Origin of the sequence: Xanthomonas campestris pv. campestris str. ATCC 33913 (assembly GCF_000007145.1) — a bacterium.
In the GTDB taxonomy this organism is placed as follows: domain Bacteria; phylum Pseudomonadota; class Gammaproteobacteria; order Xanthomonadales; family Xanthomonadaceae; genus Xanthomonas; species Xanthomonas campestris.
Map to the genome: position 1 here is coordinate 1,112,045 of NC_003902.1, position 18,071 is coordinate 1,130,115.

Annotated in this window: 15 protein-coding genes and 5 tRNA genes; 11 read left to right on the plus strand and 9 right to left on the minus strand. The window is 65.7% G+C overall.

The genetic code is table 11. The annotated features are described in order from the left end of the window. Positions 1 to 396: 396 nt before the first annotated feature. The gene (locus XCC_RS04945; protein ID WP_011036169.1) at positions 397 to 1,650 is read left to right on the plus strand and encodes a zinc-dependent metalloprotease; all 1,254 of its coding nucleotides are present in this window, start codon (positions 397 to 399) and stop codon (positions 1,648 to 1,650) included. 123 nt (positions 1,651 to 1,773) lie between these two features. Beyond that, positions 1,774 to 2,202: a hypothetical protein gene (locus XCC_RS04950; protein ID WP_011036170.1), complete on the plus strand. Its 429-nt coding sequence runs from the start codon at positions 1,774 to 1,776 to the stop codon at positions 2,200 to 2,202. A gap of 99 nt (positions 2,203 to 2,301) precedes the next feature. On the opposite strand, the gene lpxH is transcribed toward XCC_RS04950, so the two are convergent. The 8 genes from lpxH to XCC_RS04990 all read right to left on the minus strand — a co-directional run bounded on the left by lpxH (position 2,302) and on the right by XCC_RS04990 (position 12,673). Next, positions 2,302 to 3,045, minus strand: coding sequence for a UDP-2,3-diacylglucosamine diphosphatase (gene lpxH / locus XCC_RS04955; RefSeq protein ID WP_011036171.1), 744 nt, complete (start codon positions 3,043 to 3,045; stop codon positions 2,302 to 2,304). Between the two features lie 111 nt (positions 3,046 to 3,156). After that, positions 3,157 to 3,705: a phosphatase PAP2 family protein gene (locus XCC_RS04960; RefSeq protein WP_011036172.1), complete on the minus strand. Its 549-nt coding sequence runs from the start codon at positions 3,703 to 3,705 to the stop codon at positions 3,157 to 3,159. After that, entirely contained in the window at positions 3,686 to 4,822 is a 1,137-nt protein-coding gene (locus tag XCC_RS04965) for a glycosyltransferase family 4 protein (RefSeq protein WP_011036173.1), read from the minus strand. The genes XCC_RS04960 and XCC_RS04965 overlap by 20 nt, the downstream gene beginning before the upstream one ends. A gap of 236 nt (positions 4,823 to 5,058) precedes the next feature. After that, on the minus strand, positions 5,059 to 6,579 hold the full coding sequence (gene ppx, locus XCC_RS04970; protein WP_016944807.1) for an exopolyphosphatase: 1,521 nt from the start codon (positions 6,577 to 6,579) through the stop codon (positions 5,059 to 5,061). 63 nt (positions 6,580 to 6,642) lie between these two features. After that, positions 6,643 to 8,745, minus strand: a complete 2,103-nt coding sequence (gene ppk1 / locus XCC_RS04975) for a polyphosphate kinase 1 (protein WP_011036175.1) — start codon at positions 8,743 to 8,745, stop codon at positions 6,643 to 6,645. Between the two features lie 132 nt (positions 8,746 to 8,877). After that, positions 8,878 to 10,206 (minus strand): phosphate regulon sensor histidine kinase PhoR, encoded by a 1,329-nt coding sequence (phoR, locus tag XCC_RS04980; protein ID WP_016944810.1) that lies wholly within the window; start codon positions 10,204 to 10,206, stop codon positions 8,878 to 8,880. 61 nt (positions 10,207 to 10,267) lie between these two features. After that, on the minus strand, positions 10,268 to 10,957 hold the full coding sequence (gene phoB / locus XCC_RS04985; protein WP_011036177.1) for a phosphate regulon transcriptional regulator PhoB: 690 nt from the start codon (positions 10,955 to 10,957) through the stop codon (positions 10,268 to 10,270). Between the two features lie 69 nt (positions 10,958 to 11,026). Beyond that, complete coding sequence (locus XCC_RS04990) at positions 11,027 to 12,673, minus strand: M48 family metalloprotease (protein WP_011036178.1); 1,647 nt, start codon at positions 12,671 to 12,673, stop codon at positions 11,027 to 11,029. A gap of 150 nt (positions 12,674 to 12,823) precedes the next feature. Here XCC_RS04990 and grxC point away from each other — a divergent pair, with 150 nt between their 5' ends. The 3 genes from grxC (at position 12,824) to XCC_RS05005 (ending at position 14,822) form a co-directional block, all read left to right on the plus strand. After that, complete coding sequence (gene grxC / locus XCC_RS04995) at positions 12,824 to 13,129, plus strand: glutaredoxin 3 (protein ID WP_014506861.1); 306 nt, start codon at positions 12,824 to 12,826, stop codon at positions 13,127 to 13,129. Next, entirely contained in the window at positions 13,126 to 13,521 is a 396-nt protein-coding gene (locus tag XCC_RS05000) for a carboxymuconolactone decarboxylase family protein (RefSeq protein WP_011036180.1), read from the plus strand. The genes grxC and XCC_RS05000 overlap by 4 nt, the downstream gene beginning before the upstream one ends. 293 nt (positions 13,522 to 13,814) lie before the next feature. Then, positions 13,815 to 14,822 carry an isocitrate dehydrogenase gene (locus XCC_RS05005; RefSeq protein WP_011036181.1) on the plus strand — a complete coding sequence of 336 codons (1,008 nt, stop codon included), beginning with the start codon at positions 13,815 to 13,817 and terminating at the stop codon, positions 14,820 to 14,822. Positions 14,823 to 14,963: 141 nt separating this feature from the next. On the opposite strand, the gene XCC_RS05010 is transcribed toward XCC_RS05005, so the two are convergent. After that, positions 14,964 to 15,725, minus strand: coding sequence for a Bax inhibitor-1/YccA family protein (locus XCC_RS05010; RefSeq protein WP_011036182.1), 762 nt, complete (start codon positions 15,723 to 15,725; stop codon positions 14,964 to 14,966). Positions 15,726 to 15,887: 162 nt separating this feature from the next. Between XCC_RS05010 and XCC_RS05015 the strand changes: the two genes are divergently transcribed. The 6 genes from XCC_RS05015 to tig all read left to right on the plus strand — a co-directional run bounded on the left by XCC_RS05015 (position 15,888) and on the right by tig (position 18,008). Beyond that, positions 15,888 to 15,964, plus strand: a tRNA-Pro gene (locus XCC_RS05015). Between the two features lie 43 nt (positions 15,965 to 16,007). Next, positions 16,008 to 16,084: transfer RNA gene (locus XCC_RS05020), tRNA-Arg, on the plus strand. A gap of 31 nt (positions 16,085 to 16,115) precedes the next feature. Next, positions 16,116 to 16,192, plus strand: a tRNA-His gene (locus XCC_RS05025). Positions 16,193 to 16,275: 83 nt separating this feature from the next. Then, a tRNA-Lys gene (locus XCC_RS05030) sits at positions 16,276 to 16,351 on the plus strand. Positions 16,352 to 16,428: 77 nt separating this feature from the next. Continuing rightward, positions 16,429 to 16,513: transfer RNA gene (locus XCC_RS05035), tRNA-Leu, on the plus strand. 202 nt (positions 16,514 to 16,715) lie between these two features. After that, positions 16,716 to 18,008 (plus strand): trigger factor, encoded by a 1,293-nt coding sequence (tig, locus tag XCC_RS05040; protein WP_011036183.1) that lies wholly within the window; start codon positions 16,716 to 16,718, stop codon positions 18,006 to 18,008. Positions 18,009 to 18,071 lie beyond the last annotated feature (63 nt).

Below are 18,071 nucleotides of genomic sequence, written 5' to 3' on the forward strand. Positions count from 1 at the left end.
TGCTCTTGGAGCCGGACAATCTGCATGCGGTGCAGCGCGAGGGTAGTGCCGGTCACTACCTTCCTTCACGCGTATCCCAACATTGCTTGGACGTCCGCGTGCGTGAGCACTGCCAACCGAAAGCCAGGCCTCATCAACGCCCAGGATCAGCCATCCGCCACCCTCGCAGCACCGGGTCGAGACCCAGTGGAAGACATCGCCGTCCACCGGAATGTGCACTCCGTCGCGCCACACCGGTGCTGGAATCGCATCCAGTCGACGTCAAACATCACAGAACTGTAAGTTTCTGTTGTAACAACTTGCATTCCATCCTGATCGGCGCGCCCTAATGGCGTCCCGGGGACAGGGGCCCGGTGTTTCACATCCCGTTGCTTCCATGTCTAGGAGAGAGAGACGATGAAGTCGAAGTCGATGTGCACCACGGTCGGTCTGATCGCCATGTGTCTGGCTGGCTCGGCGGCAGCAGCAGGCAAGCCGCTGTACCAGACCGGCCCGGCATTGAGCCGCAGCGCTGCAGCCACCGCCACGGCAGAACCCTCGTTACAGCGCGTATTGAGCTCGCCATCCACCGCAAACGCACAGGTGGTGCAGATCGATGCGGGCGCGGTGGCGCCGGCGGAAAAACTGCTCGAGCTACAGCTGGATGGCCAGACCATCACCGCTACCCAGGCCAAGGTCGACGCGTTGGAAGGTGGCGACAGCATCTGGTACGGCAATCTCGGCCCGCGTGCCGGCACCCGTGCACGCACCTTGTCCGGCGTGGACCCGCTCAACTCGGCGATCCTGGTGCGGAGCGGCGACACCGTCACCGGCACCATCCGCTACGCCGGCAAGCTCTATCGCCTGCGGCCGCTTGCCGATGGCCGCCATGTGCTGGTGCAGGTGGACGAGCAGCGCATGCCGCAGGAGCATCCGGCCGAATACAGCTTGCTGCCCAAGTTCGACATGCCCAACGACGGCCGCGTGACCGCTGCGCAGGCTTCGTCCGGCAGCCCGGCCACCATCCGCGTGCTGGTGGTGGCCACCAACCAGGCGGTGACTGCGTACGGCGGCAACATGCAGTCGCTGGTGCAACTGGCGGTCGCCGAGGCCAACCAGGGCTACGTCAACAGCAATGTGGGCATCACCTTGCAGCTGGCGCGCTATGAGACCACCAGCTATGCGGAAACCGGTAACTTCACCACCGATCTGCAGCGCTTCCGAGTCACCAACGACGGCTACATGGACAGCATCCACACCAGCCGCAACACCTATACCGCCGATGTGGGCGTGATCGTGTTGAACAACAGCAGCTACTGCGGCCTGGCGTCGGGTATCGGCTCCACCGCGGCCACGGCGTTTGCATCGGTGTACTGGGACTGCGCCACCGGCTACTACAGTTTTGCGCATGAAATCGGCCACCTGCAGAGTGCACGTCACGATGCGGCCACCGACCCGAGCACCTCGCCGTTTGCGTATGGCCACGGCTACCGCTACGGCAACAGCTGGCGCACCATCATGGCCTACGCCTGCCCCAGCGGTTGCCCGCGACTGAACTACTGGTCCAATCCCAACATCAGCTACAACGGCGTGCCCATGGGCAACGCCAGCACCGCGGACAACCAACGTGTGCTGGTCAACACCAAGGCCAACATCGCCGCGTTCCGCTGATCACTGCCCAGCCTGCCCGGCACCACGCGTGCCGGGCAGTGCCGCTATATCCGCGCACGCCGATCGCGCAGACTAGGCACACCGCCGGTGGTTGCCGGCCATGTGATGTCCAGCGGAGCGATCATGTCCAAGTCCCTGACCTGCAGCGTGTTGTGCCTGGCCGTGCTGGCGGTTGCCGGCTGTCGTCAGCAACCTGCCGAGCCTGCCGCATCCCCGGCCAAACCTGCAGTCACCACCCCCGCAGCTGCGGCCAGCGCGGGCAACGCAGCGGAAGAACGCGCGCTGCAACGCCTGCAGACACAACTGCAGCGCGACCGTTTTTATCCCGATGACTGCATCAGCATCATGACCGAGCAGGAAGAAGACGCGCCTGTATCGGATGCCTTTGAATTCGCCGTGCACGAACGCCACGGCGATGGCTGCCCGGGCGATCCGCAGACCAGTCCGGTGCGCGACCGCTTCCGCGTGCAGGCCGATGGCCGCTTGCTCTGGTACGACGTGGTCAACGGGGATTTTGTCGACTACGCCGAGCATCAGCGCAGCACGCAGTGATGCAGCGCCGATCAGCAGCGCAGACGTATTGAAGCCCACTACGCAGCGTGCAGGCACCGCCACCGCGCCATGCCTTCGCCGTCGCACGGACGCGCTAGATCACAGCGCCAGCTGTTCCAGCGCCAGGCCGTCGGCGTCCACGCGCAACACCGAGCCTTGTTCGTACCAATCGCCCAGCACCACGCGTGTGCAGGTGCGGCCACCGGCCTGCACGGTGTGGATGGCCGGGCGGTGGGTGTGGCCGTGGATGATGCGGTCCAGGCCGTAGCGCACGAAGGTGGCATCCACCTCGGCCGGCGCCACGTCGGTCACGGTTTCGAACTGTGCCTGGTCGCCTTGCTTGAGCTCTGACTGGCGCGCATGGCTCGCGGCGCGTGCCTGCTGTGCGAACGCCACGCGTGCGGCCAGCGGCTGCGACAGGAACTGTGCCTGGAAAGCCGGGTCGCGCGTTTGCGCGCGGAAGGCCTGGTAGGCGGTGTCGTCGGTGCACAGCAGGTCGCCGTGCATCAGTAGCGTCGGCTGCCCGTACAGATCGATGACGGTGGGGTCGGGCAGGATGCGGAAGCCGGCGCGTTGCGCGTAGGCGGCACCGACCAGGAAGTCGCGATTGCCGGGCATGAAGAACACCGGCACACCGGTGGTGGCCACCGCGTGCAAGGCCTCGGCCACCGCATCCGCGGCGGTCGACGGGGTGTCGTCGCCGATCCACGCCTCGAACAGATCGCCAAGGATGTAGAGCGCGTCGCTGCCGGGTACCTGCGTGCGCAGGAAATCCAGGAACAGCTCGGTGATCGCCGGCCGGGCCGGGTCCAGATGCAGGTCGGAGATGAACAGGGTCGTCATCGCGCCATTGTACGGGAGCGTCCCGGATGCATCAGCGCCTCACGCATCGCTGGCTGCGGGTCTGACGATGCTTGCATGCGGTGTGGTGTTCCCTGATCGGGAAGTCGCGCATCAGACGAACAAGGCAGGAACCGGCAACCACCACAACGAGAGACTGGCCAGCGCAATGCCGATCGCGGTGGCGGCGAGTACGTCGCTGGGATAGTGCAGTCCCAGCACCACACGCGAGAGCGCCACACCCGCAGAAAACGGCACCAGCAGCGGGGCCAGCCAGGGGTAATAGGCCAGCGCGACGATGCTGAAGGACACCGCGTGCAGGGTGTGCCCGGAGGGAAAGCTGAATTCATCCAGAGGCGCCACCCAGGCGCGGATGCGCACATCCGCCGCATACGGACGCGGCCGGCGCGTCCAGCGTTTGAGAGTCTTGTAGAGGGTCAGCGCCAGCACGCCGGTGGCGGCCATGTGCGCGGAGGCGCGCACGCCGTCCATACCGTCCAGCAGCACCAGCAGGCCCATCAGGCTGTACCAGAACACCCCGTCGCCGAGCCGGCTGATCGCCGCGAAGCTGCGCCGCACCGGGTGCCGGCGGCACCAGTGGTTGGCCCGCCGGCACCAGCGCGCTTCGTGACCGTGCAGGAGTTCAAGCCGCGTCGACGACATACCGCCCCCGTGCCGCCGTGATCCCCAGCAGCAGTGCTTCGAAATCGGACACCACGTTGTCCGGATGCAGTTTCTTCATCGCCTGTGCGGCGGCATGGCCCATGCGTTGGCGCACGTCGTCGTTTTCGGTCAGTGTCAGTGCGGCCTGCACGAATGCAGCGTCGTCCTCCACTGCAGCGCCGGTCTGGCCATTGCGCAGGTATTCGCGCGCCGCACCGTAATCGAAGGCCACCGTCGCCACGCCGCTGGCCATCGCTTCCAGGGTGACGTTACCGAAGGTCTCGCTACGGCTGGGAAACAGGAACAGATCGCCGCTGGCGAAGTGCCGCGCCAGCGCGTCGCCGCGCTGGATGCCGCAAAAAATGAAGTCCGGATTCTCGTGAGCGATCTTTTCGCGCGCCGGGCCATCGCCCACCCACACAAAGCGCGCCTTGGGGCGGAGCTGCTGCAGCTTGCGAAACGCGCGGATCGCCAGAGGCAGGTTTTTCTCGTTGGCAATCCGGCCTACGTAGATCGCTGCAAAGCCTTCGCCTTCGATGCCCCATTCGGCGCGCAACGCGGCGTCGCGGCGGGACGGATCGAACTGCAGGCTGTCCACCGCACGCGCCAGCAACTGCACCCGTTCGAAACCGCTGCCGCGCAGGAACTGCTGCAGCTCGCGGGTGGGAACCAGCGTGGCTTCGGCCTGGTTGTGGAAGCGCCGCATCCAGCGCAGCGCGGTGCCTTGCAGCCAGGCCGCGCCGTAATCGGGCAGGTATTCGTCGAAGCGGGTGTGGAAGCCGGTGGCGACCGGAATGCCAAGCCGCCGCGCCGCGCGCATGGCCGACCATCCCAACGGGCCTTCCGTGGCCACGTAGATCGCATCCGGTTGCGTGGTTGCCCAATGCCGGGTGAGCCGCCGGGTGGCCGGCAGCCCGAACTTCAGCCCGGGGTAGCGTGGCAGCGACGCGCCGCGCACCAGCACGGTGTCGGCCGGCGTGCTGTCGGCCGCTTGCCGTGGGCGCACCACATCGACCTGATGGCCGCGCGCACGCAGACCGGTTTCCAGGCCATGCACGGTGAGCGCAACGCCGTTGACTTCGGGTGGATAGGTTTCGGTAACGATCGCGTAGCGCATGGTCGTTCTCCCGTTTGATCTAGCTTCCGGGAACGCGATGGCAGCGGTATTGCGCGAAGAAGTCGCGGGGGTGACAGAGGGGTGGGAATCGGGAGTGGGGAATCGGGAATCGGGAATCGTAAAAAGCGTGGGGCTGTGGCGCTTAACGCAACTGCGATGGGAACGCCCGGCGTCCCACAGCCGACAATTCCCCATTCCCCATTCCCCATTCCCGCCTGAGGCCAACGGCCGCTGGCCTACGTCACAAACGGCCGGAACATGATGCCCAGACCCGCCATCCCTTCCACTTCGCCGATCAGGTCGGCGCGCAGCAACGGGCGCGAATCGATCCAGGCCTGCGACAGGATCAGCGACAGCCGGTTGTCGTCGGCGGTGAGTTCCAGGGTCGGGATCGGATCGGTTTCGTGGGCGCGGTGCAGCAGTACGGCCAACCGCAGCAGCGCGGCCTTGCGCCGGGTTGGCAGCAGCAAGCGGTCGGGCAATGCGTCGAAGGCAGTCTTGGGCACATTGCGGCGATGCGTGCGCACCAGCGCGGCCAGCACCTGCTGTTCCTGCCGCGAGAACCCGGCGATATCCGAGTGTTCCAGGATGTAGCTACCGTGCACGTGGTACTGGCTGTGCGCGATCATCAGGCCCAGTTCGTGCAGGCGTGCGGCGCGGCGCAGCACCTGCGCGTCGTCGCCATCGAGCTGCCAGGATTCGCAGACCTGGTCGAACAGGCGGCACGCGGTGGCTTCCACGCGCTGTGCCTGCGCCTCGTCGATGCCATAGCGCTGCACCAACGACGCCACCGAACTGTCGCGCGGGTCGTTCTCGCCGCCGCGGCCGAGCATGTCGTACAGGATGCCTTCGCGCATCGCCGCCTTGCTGACCATCAGCTTCTCCAGGCCCAGCGCCTGGAAGGCCGCTTCGAGCACCAGAATGCCGCCAGCGATGATCGGCCGCCGCTCGGCCGCCAGGCCGGGCAGTTGGATGTCTTCGATGCGCTTGGCCTTGAGCAGCTCATCGCGCAGCGCTGGCAGCGCCTCGGCGGTGATCGCGCCCTTGGTGAGCTTCATCGCCGCGCACATCTCGCCGATGGCCTTGTGCGTGCCGGACGAGCCAATCGCTTCATGCCAGCCCAGCGCCTTGTACTGGCCGGCAAACTGCTGGAACTCGGCGCCGATCTCGGTCAGCGCGTCTTTCCACTTTTTCTTGGAGAGCTTGCCGCCGGGAAAGAACCGCCGCGTACTGGCAATACAGCCGGCCTGCAGGCTTTCGCGTTCCAGGGTCTGGAAGCCGCGGCCGATGATGAACTCCGTGGAGCCACCGCCGATGTCGATCACCAGCCGGCGTTGATCGGGCTTGGGTGGTTGCGCATGCGCCACGCCCAGATAGATCAAGCGCGCTTCCTCGCGCCCGCTGACCACTTCGATAGCATGGCCAAGCGCAGTTTCGGCCGGCATCAGGAACGCCTGCGGCGAGCGCAGCTGGCGCACGGTGTTGGTGGCCAGCGCGCGCACGCGCAGCGATGGCACCTCGCGGATGCGTTGGCCGAAGCGTGCTAGGCACTCGAGCGCGCGCTGGCGCGCCTCGTTGGAAATGCCGCCCTTGCCATCCAGGCCGTCGGCCATGCGCACGGTTTCGCGCAGGCGGTCGACAACGCGCAACTGACCCATCAGGTAGCGCGCAATGACCATGTGGAAGCTGTTGGATCCTAAGTCGATGGCGGCGAGAAAATCGCCATCGCGCAGGGGCGGGATCGTGGGGGAGGGCATTGGCATGGCCGCATGGTAGCCGATGGGCTGCCAGCCCCGTGAGAGGCGGCGGCCCGTCTGGCCTCAGACCCGATCGAGCAAGGTCATCTGGGCCGAATGCGCCGGCTCGCCAGGCCCGGGCGTGCGCTTGTGATAGATGCCTTCGGCATCCAGTTCCCACGCGTTGACGTTGTCGTCCAGGTAGTTCTGCAGCACTTCGCGGTAGACGCGCTTGGCCAGGTCCGGATCCAGGATCGGGAAGCAGGTCTCCACCCGGCGCAGCAGATTGCGCTCCAGCCAGTCGGCGCTGGCGCAATACAACTCCGCTGCGCCGTCGTTGCCGAACCAGTACACGCGGCTATGTTCCAGAAAACGCCCCACGATCGAGCGCACGCGGATGTTGTCCGACACGCCCGGCACGCCCGGGCGCAAGGTGCAGGCCCCACGCACGATCAGGTCGATCTGCACGCCCGCCTGCGAGGCGGTATACAACGCGCGCACCACCTGCGGTTCGTTGAGTGCGTTCATCTTGGCGATGATGCGCCCGGGCCGGCCGTTGCGCGCTAGCCGCGTCTCGCGTTCGATCCGCTGCAGCACGCCGGTATGCAGGGTGAAGGGCGATTGCAGCAGCTGTTCCAGCTTCATGCGCGGCGCCAGGCCGGAGAGCTGCTGAAACAGCATGTGCACATCGTTGCCGATCTCCACATCGGCGGTGATCAGGCTCAGGTCGGTGTACAGGCGCGCTGTGCCGCTGTGGTAGTTGCCGGTGCCCAGGTGCACGTAGCGTTTGAGCTTGCGTCCTTCGCGGCGCACGATCAGCAACATCTTGGCGTGGGTCTTGTAACCGACCACGCCGTAGACCACCTGCACGCCGGCTTCCTGCAACTTGTCGGCCAGGCCCAGATTGGCTTCTTCGTCGAAGCGCGCACGCAGCTCCACTACCACGGTGACGTCCTTGCCGTTGCGCGCGGCCAGGATCAACGCATCGACAATCAGCGAATCCTTGCCGGTGCGGTACAGCGTCTGCTTGATCGCCAGCACGTTCGGGTCGACCGCCGCCTGGCGGATCACGTCCAGCACCGCAGTGAACGCATCGAAGGGGTGATGCAGCAGCACATCGCCCTTGTTGACGATCTCGAAGATGCCCACGTTGTCGCGCAGGGTGCGCGGATTGAACGCCGGGTACTTGAGCTCGGGCCGTTGCACCAGGTCGTAGACCTGGGTCACGCGGCTCAGGTTCACTGGACCGGCAATGCGATACACCGCGTTTTCGTTGAGGCCGAAATTCTGCAGCAGGGTGCGCATGATCGCCGGCGGGCAATCGTGCGCAATCTCCAGTCGCACCGCCGGCCGGTAGCCGCGCGTGACCAGTTCGTCGCGCAACGCCAGCGCCAGGTTTTCCACTTCTTCTTCGTCTACCACCAGCTCGGAATTGCGGGTGACGCGGAATTGGTAGGAGCCCTTGACCTGCATGCCGGGGAACAGTTCATCCACGAACTCCGACAGCACCGAGGACAGGAACACGAAGCTCTGCTCGCCGTCCGGCGACAGGCTGGCCGGCAGCTGGATGATGCGCGGCAGCGAGCGCGGCGCGCGCACGATCGCCAGATGGCCGGCGCGCCCGAACGCGTCCTGGCCTTCGAGCACCACCACGATGTTCAAGGTCTTGTTGAGGATCTTCGGGAACGGATGTGCCGGGTCCAGGCCCAGCGGCGACAGCACCGGCATGATCTCGTTGCGGAAGTAGGCGCGCAGCCAGCGTTTCTGGCGCGAATTCCAGGTGGTGCGGCTCAGCACCGCTACGCCGGCCTGTTCCATCGCCGGGCGCAGCACGTCGTTCCACACGTGGTACTGCTGATCCACCAGCTTGGCGGCGCGGTCGTGCACCGCGTTGAGGATGGCGGTGGGGCTCATGCCATCGGGTGCGGGCGGCAGGCCGAACTCTTGCGCATGCCGCACGGTGGCTGCGCGGATCTCGAAGAACTCGTCTAGGTTGGTGCAGGAAATGCACAGGAACCGCAGCCGCTCCAATAGCGGAACCTGTTCGTCCAGCGCCTGCGCCAGCACGCGGAAATTGAAATCCAGCTGCGACAGTTCCCGGTTGAGATACAGCGCCGGGTCGCGCAGCGGATCGCTGCCGATGTCCTCGGAAGGTGCGGGGTCTTTAGAGTGCTTGGCGTGGCCCATGGAGTCGGTCTTCGAGGCGGTCATCAAGGTAAGGCAGGCGGCGGCGATGCGGTGCGCGCCATGCGCAACATGCGCCACACACAGCGCTGCGTCGTTGCAGTGCGCAGCGCCGTGGCGCGCGCATCCTTCATATCACGCCGAGCGTGACAAGGGCAGGGACTGTTCGCGTTGCACAACACGTGCCGCACCGAAATGGCACGAGAATTCGCTGCCGCGTCCCACTTCGCTTTCGATCTCCAGGCGCGCCTGGTGCAGGCCCAGAATGTGTTTGACGATCGACAGACCCAGCCCGGTGCCGCCGCTCTCGCGCGAGCGGCTGCTGGAGACACGATAGAAACGTTCGGTGATGCGCGGCAGGTGCGAGGCGGGAATGCCGTAGCCGGTGTCGCGCACTGCCAGTGCCGCGCCATCGCCTTCGCGCACGAAGCGAATCGTCACCGTGCCACCGCCGGGCGTATAGCGCACCGCGTTGGTCACCAGATTGGAAAACGCGCTGTGCAGTTCCTTATTGGAACCGAGCAGATCCACGCCGGCTTCGTCGAACACTTCCACGGTGTGGCGGCCCTGGCTGTGCGCTTCGGCTTCGCGGCGCAGCGTGGACAGCATCGGTGCCATCGCCACGTGTTCCTCGCCGAGCTCTTCCTGCGATTCCAGGCGCGATAGCGTCAGCAGGTCTTCCACCAGCTGCGCCATGCGCTGCGATTGCTTGCGCATCTCCGCCAGCATCGGGCCCGAATCCGGAAAGTCTTCCGGGTCGAGCATGTCCAGATAGCCGTGCACCACGGTGAGCGGGGTACGCAGTTCATGCGAGACGTTGGCGACGAAGTCGCGGCGCACCTGTTCCAGCCGCAGCAGCTTGCTGACGTCGCGCGCCACCAGCAGCCAGTAGTCGTCCGAATACGGGATCAGCCGCAGATTGAGGCGCAGGTCCGGGTCCACCGGCGAGGCGGCATCGAGCATCGGCTCGGCATTGCGCCCGGCTGCCAGCCAGTGCGCCAATGGCAACGGCTGCAGGCGCTCCACCACCGACACGCCCATATCGCCGGGATGATGCAGGCCGAGCAGGCCGGCGGCGGCCTTGTTGAACCACTGCACCCGCTGGCTGTTGCGGTCCACCACCACCACCGCATCGGGCAATGCCTGCGCGGCGGCGCGGTAGGTGCGCAACATGTCGATCAGGCGACGCTTGCGTGCGCGCATTTCGGCCTGGCTGCGATACAGCAGCCGGTCGAGTTCGTTCCAGGCGCCCACACCGGCGGCCGGTTCGGCACGCTGGCGCGCGGTCAGGCGGCGCAGCACCTGGCGCAACCGCCAGTAGTGCCAGGCCAGCACGCTCAGCGCGGTAAGCGTCAGCGCCATCCAGACATGCCCGATCAGCACCCCGGCCAGCACGGCAGCGCCCAGCAACAGCGCAAGGGTGCCGAGCGTCTTCAGCCAGGCGGAACGGATATGTTGGGGCATGGAAGGCGTTACCACGGAGCGTCAGGTAGGCATGCGACCGGGCCGGCCTGCGCGGCCGGCATCAGGTGGCCGAGGAGAAACGGTAGCCCGATCCACGCACGGTCTGCACCATGTTTTCCAGGCCGAACGGTTCCAGCGTCTTGCGCAGGCGGCGGATGTGCACATCGATCGTGCGCTCTTCCACATACACACTGCCGCCCCACACATGGTCCAGCAGCTGGGTGCGGGTGTAGACGCGCTCAGGATGGGTCATGAAGAAGTGCAGCAGCCGGTATTCGGTCGGGCCGATCGGCACCGGGGCATCGCCGGCGAACACGCGGTGCGCGGCACCGTCGATGCGCAGGCGGCCCACGGCCACGCTGCCGTCTTCGTCGTCCTCACGGGTGCGCCGCATGACCGCACGGATGCGTGCCAGCAATTCGCGGGCCGAGAACGGCTTGACCACGTAATCGTCGACGCCGGCCTCCAGGCCGCCGACGCGATCGTTCTCTTCGCCGCGCGCGGTCAGCATGATGATCGGGATCTCGCGGGTCAGCGATTCCTTGCGCCAGCGCCGCGCCAGGTCCAGGCCGCTGGTGCCGGGCAACATCCAGTCGAGCAGGATGAGATCGGGAACGCGGTCGGCGATGGCGGTCTGCGCCTCGCGGGCGTCACCGGCGTGGATGGGCTCGAACTCGCCTTTGCGCAGTGCGAACGCGACCATGTCGCGGATTGCGGGTTCGTCATCGACGATCAGGATGCGTTTCTGCACGCGGGGCTTACCGTCTGGCTTCGGATGGTCGCCAGTAGACTACGGTTTTGTGACTCTCATGTGACACCCCTAGCGCTGTGACAGGTCGGGGTCGCGAATTCCCTGCCGGCGCAGCTCCAGCACGGTGGGGGTGATCGCGGCAATGCGCGCATCCACGCGGGCCCGTGTCACATAATCGAGATCCTTCTTTTTCAGCGCTTCCAGCTGGATCAGCGCCTGTTCCGCGCGCCCATTGAGGTAGGCCGACTCCGCATACGCCTCGCTGGCGCGCACCTGGTCGCCGGACAGTTCGCAGGCGCGCGCATAGGTCTGCTGTAGCAGCGGATCCTCGCCACTGCGGTACAGCAGCGGCTCCAGCACCTGGCGCGCGCGCTGGCCGGCCTCTTTGCTGGCCTGCTCGTTGAGCGCGCCGGCGTAGGTCAGCGCCACTGCGCGGTTGTTGGGCAGCCGCTTCAGCAGCGCATCGAAGCGCGCGTTGGCCTGTTCGCGCGGGCCCACGCGTGCCTGTGCCTCGCTCAGGCCCAGCGCCAGCCACAGGTTGTCCGGATGCGCCTCAAGCAGGCTGGTCAGTTCGGCCACCGGCTCGGCCGGGCGGCTGCCACTGTTGCGCAGCCGCGCCAGCGCCAGCCCGTAGCGCTGCGCGTCGGTGAGTCCCTGCTTGGCGCTGCGGCGCAGGTTCTCGTATTCGCGAATGGCGCTATCGGGCGTGCTGGCGCTGAGCACGCGCAGGCGCTCCTTGGCCCAGTCGAAGCCCTGCTGGTCGCTGCTGCGGCTCAGCGCATCCACCGGCAGGCGCAACGCATACGGCAGCAACGCGTTGCCGTTGCGGCTCAGCGGTTCGGACAACGACGGGTCGGACGGGTCCACGCGCTCCTGGCGCGTGCCGCCCGGCACCGAGGTGGTCAGCACCACGGTGTTTTTCTTCATCTGCTCCGCGCGCGCTTTCGCCTCGCTGATGCGGGTGGTGGTCACCGGGTGGGTCTGCAGGAAGTCCGGCGCGCTGTAGCCGCCCTCGTTGGCACGCATCGCCACCGACATGCGCTCGAAAAAGCCGGCCATCGCGTCCACGTCGTAGCCGCTGCGCACCAGCGTGCGGATGCCCAGCCGGTCGGCTTCGGACTCGTTGGAGCGGGTGTAGTCGATCTGGCGCTGCTGCATCAGCCCCATGGCACTGGTGATCGTGGCCATGGTGGCGTCGCCGCTGGAATTGCCGCCGGCCTGTTGTGCAGCCACCACGGCGGCCAGCATGCCGAGCAGGATCGGGATCTGGTCGCGCTGGGCGCGTTCCACCCCGCGCAGCACGTGCTGTTGGGTGACGTGGGCGATTTCATGCGACAGCACCGCCGCCACTTCGTCCTCGCGCTCGGCCGTCAGCACCAGGCCGGCATTGACAGCGATATAGCCGCCCAGCGTGGCGAAGGCGTTGATCTGGCGGTCGCGCAGCATGAAAAACGTAAACGGCTGCTGCGGCTGGTCGCTGTTGGCGCCCAGCCGCGTGCCCATGGTCTGCAGCCAGTCGGTCACCAGCGGGTCGTCCAGTACGTAGTCGTAGTTGCGCAGCTCGGCCAGCATAATCTTGCCGTACTCGGCCTGCCGCGCCGGGGTCAGCAGCTCGCCGGCCGACGAGCCGATGTCGGGCAGGCGATTCTCCTGCGCGGGCGCCACGCCCATGGCGACGGCCAGCGTGAGGGCGGTAGCGAGCGGTAGCAGGCGCAAGAGGAACTCCCAGGTGGTGCGCGGAGCATGCGGGCAGCGCGGCGCGTTGGCGTGAATCGGCAGTTAATCCACAGTGTTGCGGTGACGACCTCGAAATTCCAGTCGCCCGTTACCATATGTCAGACCACAGACCCAACCACGGAGTTTCCCGTGAGCCAAGACCACACCGGGCAGCAGGCGGCCACCGGTCCGCAGATCACCCTGTACTCCACCGCCATTTGCCCGTACTGCGTGGCGGCCAAGAACTTCCTCAAGAGCAAGGGCCAGACCTGGACCGAGGTGCGCATCGACCTGGACCCGGCCGAGCGCGACAAGATGGTTGCCCTGGCCAAGCGCACCAGCGTGCCGCAGATCTTCGTTGGCGACATCCATGTGGGCGGCTATGACGACATGATGGCCATGCACCGCGCCGGCAAGCTCGAACCACTGTTCGCCGCCGCAGGCGGTCAGGCATGAGTGGTTCCGACGACGGCAGCGCCGATCGCCTGCGCGAGTTCACCGACTTCCGCCAGCGCATGAACCAGCGCATTCTGGCCGAGCCCAATCAGGTCGTGCGGCGCTTTTTCGCCCTGGACACCCAGACCTACCAGGCCGGCGCGCTGGACGTGAAGACCAAGGAGCTGCTGGGCCTGGTCGCCTCCATGGTGCTGCGCTGCGACGACTGCATCAGCTACCACGTCGCGCAGTGCAAGGAGGCCGGTGTCACCCGCGAAGAGTTCTTCGAAACCTTCTCGGTTGGGCTGGTGGTGGGCGGTTCGATCGTCATCCCGCACCTGCGCCGCGCGGTGGACTTCCTCGACCAGCTCGAAGGCGGTGCACCCGCGCCGGCCGAACACAGCCACGGCTGATCAGCCTCGCCTCGCACGCCCCAACGCGCCGTCCTGTGAGGCGGCGTGTTGCGTTTTGGGGGCGCGTGCCAAAATCGTGGGAGGCCTGCCGCGTCGCCGGGCCGCCTTCTTGCCCATGGCGCTTACCAGCCCGATGTCGCTGTGCGGCCGCGCGTGCCACACCCGACCCTTAGACCAAGGTCGGTTTGGGCGCCTTCACCGGCATCGGGCATAATTGCCGGTGAAACCTCCTTGCGCCGGTGAGCCGGGCTTCCGGCTGGCGCTCCCCCCTTCAAGTTCGGAAACCCAACGTTATGACGCAGACAATCACGGTCATCCGCGGCGACGGTATTGGCCCGGAGATCATGGATGCCACGCTGTTCGTGCTCGACGCGCTGCAGGCTGGCCTGACCTACGAGTACGCCGATGCCGGCCTGGTCGCGCTGGAAAAGCACGGCGATCTGCTGCCTGAGTCCACCCTGGCCTCGATCACCAAGAACAAGGTGGCGCTGAAGAGCCCGCTGACCACGCCGGTCGGTGAGGGTTTCAGCTCGATCAACGTCGCCATGCGTCGCAAGTTCGACCTGTACGCCAACGTGCGTCCGGCCAAGTCGTTCCCCAACACCAAGTCGCGTTTCGCCGATGGCGTGGACCTGATCACGGTGCGTGAGAACACCGAAGGCGCCTACCTGAGCGAAGGCCAGGAAGTCTCGGCCGACGGCGAAGTGGCCGTTTCCGGCGCCCGCGTCACCCGCAAGGGCTCCGAGCGCATCGTGCGCTACGCCTTCGACCTGGCGCGCGCCACCGGCCGCAAGAAGGTCACCGCGGTGCACAAGGCCAACATCATCAAGTCGACCTCGGGCCTGTTCCTGAAAGTCGCCCGCGATGTCGCCACGCAGTACCCGGAAATCGAATTCCAGGAAATGATCGTCGACAACACCTGCATGCAGCTGGTGATGCGTCCGGAGCAGTTCGACATCATCGTGACCACCAACCTGTTCGGCGACATCATCTCCGACCTGTGTGCCGGTCTGGTCGGCGGCCTGGGCCTGGCTCCGGGCGCCAACATCGGTGTGGACGCGGCGATCTTCGAGGCCGTGCACGGCTCGGCGCCGGATATCGCAGGGCAGGGCAAGGCCAACCCGTGCGCGCTGCTGCTGGGCGCGGCACAGATGCTGGACCACATCGGCCAGCCGCAGAACGCCGAACGCCTGCGCGAAGCGATCGTCGCCACGCTGGAAGCCAAGGACTCGCTGACCCCCGACCTGGGTGGCACCGGCAACACCATGGGCTTTGCCAAGGCCATCGCCAGCCGCCTCTGAGCGCGCGGGTAGATCGCACAAAAAGAAAGGGCGCCGACGGCGCCCTTTCTTTTTGGAAGTGGGTTGCTTGAAGCCAGTGTCAAGCCATCAGACCAAGGGATCGCTGTTGCGATTCCCCAATCCCGATTCCCGATTCCCGCCTCAGTTGCGCGACTGCAATTTCGACAGCAGGCGCAGGAACTCGATGTACAGCCACACCAGCGTCACCATCAGGCCGAACGCGCCGTACCACTCCATGTGCTTGGGCGCACCGTGCTCCACGCCGCTTTCGATGAAGTCGAAGTCCAGCACCAGGTTCAGTGCCGCCACCACCACCACGAACAGGCTGAAGCCGATACCGATCAGGCCCGAGTCGTGGATGAAAGGGATACGCACGCCGAACAGGCCCAGCACGATCGTCGCCAGGTACACCAGCGCGATACCGCCGGTCGCCGCGACCACGCCCAGCTTGAAGTTCTCGGTGGCCTTGATCAAGCCGCTGCGATAGGCGAATAGCAGCGCAAACATGGTGCCGAAGGTCAGCAGCACGGCCTGGAACACGATGCCGTTGAAGCGTGCCTCGTACACGGCGGAAATCGAACCGAGGAAGAAGCCTTCCACCAGCGCATACAGCGCCGCGGTGACCGGTGCCCAGGTCGGCTTGAACGAGGTCGCCAGTGCGAACACCAGCCCGCCGATGGCACCGGCGATCATGTACAGCTTGGCGGCCGGCAGCGGCATGCCGTCGGCGCCCACCGACTGCGACCACGCAAACGCTGCGGTCACCACCGCCATCAGCAACAACAGGCCGGTCTTGTTGACGGTGCCGTTGAGGGTCATTGCCTGACCGTCGCGAGTGACCACCGAGCCGGAGCCGAGGTCGAGGAACGTGGATTCCCGAAGGGCAGGGTTGCCGCTACGCATGATGTTCTCCATGAAGGTTGTGCCCGCCGTGCTGGCGTGCGAGGTGAATGACTGCAGTTGTCAGGATACCGGATGATCGATTTTGCGCGTGGTGATTGACAGCAGCGTCAATCGTTCCCAAAATAGCCGACCTTTCGAGCCTTCGGGATTGAAAGGTCCCGCCGGGGTATAGCGCAGTCTGGTAGCGCGCCTGCTTTGGGAGCAGGATGTCGGGGGTTCGAATCCCTCTACCCCGACCACTCTGAGCTCTTTGGCGGCGTGGGAATGCGAAGTTCGGTCCGGGCGCCCGTAGCTCAACCGGATAGAGCACCGGCCTTCTAAGCCGGCGGTTACAGGTTCGAGTCCTGTCGGGCGCGCCATCGGCGGTGCGGTAGGAAGTAGGTTTCAGTGGTGGCTGTAGCTCAGCTGGTTAGAGTACTGGATTGTGATTCCAGATGTCGGGGGTTCGAGTCCCCTCAGCCACCCCACTGATTGCAGGAAAGTTAGACCCGATGCATCGCGGGGTGTTGCAACGAAGCAAAAACGCACATACAATGTGCGACCAGTTTCAGGGCCGTTAGCTCAGTTGGTAGAGCAGTTGACTCTTAATCAATAGGTCCAAGGTTCGAATCCTTGACGGCCCACCAATTAAAAGGCATCCGCACTGCGGGTGCCTTTTTCTTTGCAGGCATCCCTGCAACAATGCACCCGCACGTGCAGCCTCGCGAAAGTGGCGGAATTGGTAGACGCACCAGATTTAGGTTCTGACGCCGCAAGGCGTGGGGGTTCGAGTCCCCCCTTTCGCACCAGTGCAGCGCGGCCGTGAATGTTCCGGCCGTTTCACGCGCACCGCGGCGGGCGCATCCCCGCAGCGCAGCCGTTCTTCGCATGCCGCTGGCAGCGGCCGCCGTTATCGGCGAAACTACAAGGCTCGGCGGCTTTCTCGCCATCCGTCAACCCGTCTCTTCCATCTCGTGCCGACGCCGTGTGCTGTCGGTGGCAGGAGTCAACATGCAAGCATCGATCGAATCCACCGGCAATCTGGAACGCCGTCTGACCTTCACCCTGCCGCAGGAGCGCCTGGAGACGCATGTTGGTGGTCGCCTGCGCGAACTGGCGCGGACCACGCGCATCAAGGGCTTCCGGCCCGGCAAGGTGCCGACCAAGGTCATCGAGCAGCGCTTCGGTCAGCAGGTGCGTGCCGAGGCGATGGAAGGCCTGTTGCGTGAGACCTTCGATTCGGCGGTGCGCGAGCACTCGCTGCGTCTGGCCGGCAACCCACGCATCGACCAGGGCGAGAGCGATTTCGATTTCGTCGCCACCTTCGAAGTGGTGCCGGATTTCGGCGACATCGACGTGACCAACCTGTCGGTGGTGCGTCACACCGCTGAAGTCACCGATGCCGACATCGACCAGATGATCGAGAACCTGCGTCTGCAGCGCCGCACCTGGAACCCGGTCGAGCGCGGCGCGCAGGTCGGTGATCTGGTCGCGCTGGAGACCTGGTCGCAGGCCGGCAACGAGCGTCTGCCCGCTGAAGGCGTGGAGACCGGCAGCAGCGTGCTGGGCTCGGGCGTGATGTTCGACCAAATCGAAAAAGGCCTGGAAGGCCTGTCCAAGGGCGAAGACAAGGCCCTGAGCATCGATTTCCCGGCGGACTGGCGCGTGCCGCAGCTGGCTGGCAAGACGGTGCAGGTGCACGTCAAGGCGGTCGAGGTGTCCGAGCCGGTGCTGCCGGAAGTCAACAAGGAGTTCATCAAGAGCTTCGGCGTGAAGAGTGGCGATGCCGAGCAGTTCCGCGCCGACATCCGCACCAATCTGGAGCGCGAGCTCAAGGGTGCGCTGATGAACCGTCTGCGCCGTGAAGTGGGCGAGCAACTGATCGCCGCCTACGCGCACGTGGAAATGCCGCCGCGCCTGGTCGAGAACGAAGCCGGTTCGATGCTGGCGCAACAGGTCGACCAGATGCGTCGCAGCGGCCGCAACCCGGGCGAGATCCCGGCCGATGCGCACCAGGGGTTCATGGACGCCGCTGCCAAACGCGTGCTGGTAGGCCTGCTGGTGGGCGAAGTCGCACGTCGCAATGAGCTGCGCCTGGAATCCAAGCGTGTCAGCGAAACGCTGCGTCTGATCGCCTCGACCTACGAGGAGCCGGAACAGGTCATTGAGATGTACCGCAACGACCCCCAACTGATGAGTGGGCTGCAGAGCCGTGTGATGGAGGAGCAGGTGATCGACTGGATCGCCGAGCGCGCCAAGCACACCGAGCAGTCGCTTTCGTTCCAGGACGCGATTCGCGTTTAACGCGACCGCGTGGTACGAGCCCGCACCCGTTTAGCCAGGGTGCGGATCTCACACACGGGCATC

What these genes read in the sequence shown, in the direction of transcription:
- XCC_RS04945 (WP_011036169.1), top strand. Translation starts at nt 397, where the DNA reads ATGAAGTCGAAGTCGATGTGCACCACGGTCGGTCTGATCGCCATGTGT.
- XCC_RS04950 (WP_011036170.1), top strand. Translation starts at nt 1,774, where the DNA reads ATGTCCAAGTCCCTGACCTGCAGCGTGTTGTGCCTGGCCGTGCTGGCG.
- lpxH (WP_011036171.1), bottom strand. Translation starts at nt 3,045, where the DNA reads ATGACGACCCTGTTCATCTCCGACCTGCATCTGGACCCGGCCCGGCCG.
- XCC_RS04960 (WP_011036172.1), bottom strand. Translation starts at nt 3,705, where the DNA reads ATGTCGTCGACGCGGCTTGAACTCCTGCACGGTCACGAAGCGCGCTGG.
- XCC_RS04965 (WP_011036173.1), bottom strand. Translation starts at nt 4,822, where the DNA reads ATGCGCTACGCGATCGTTACCGAAACCTATCCACCCGAAGTCAACGGC.
- ppx (WP_016944807.1), bottom strand. Translation starts at nt 6,579, where the DNA reads ATGCCCTCCCCCACGATCCCGCCCCTGCGCGATGGCGATTTTCTCGCC.
- ppk1 (WP_011036175.1), bottom strand. Translation starts at nt 8,745, where the DNA reads ATGGGCCACGCCAAGCACTCTAAAGACCCCGCACCTTCCGAGGACATC.
- phoR (WP_016944810.1), bottom strand. Translation starts at nt 10,206, where the DNA reads ATGCCCCAACATATCCGTTCCGCCTGGCTGAAGACGCTCGGCACCCTT.
- XCC_RS05000 (WP_011036180.1), top strand. Translation starts at nt 13,126, where the DNA reads ATGAGTGGTTCCGACGACGGCAGCGCCGATCGCCTGCGCGAGTTCACC.
- XCC_RS05005 (WP_011036181.1), top strand. Translation starts at nt 13,815, where the DNA reads ATGACGCAGACAATCACGGTCATCCGCGGCGACGGTATTGGCCCGGAG.
- XCC_RS05010 (WP_011036182.1), bottom strand. Translation starts at nt 15,725, where the DNA reads ATGCGTAGCGGCAACCCTGCCCTTCGGGAATCCACGTTCCTCGACCTC.
- tig (WP_011036183.1), top strand. Translation starts at nt 16,716, where the DNA reads ATGCAAGCATCGATCGAATCCACCGGCAATCTGGAACGCCGTCTGACC.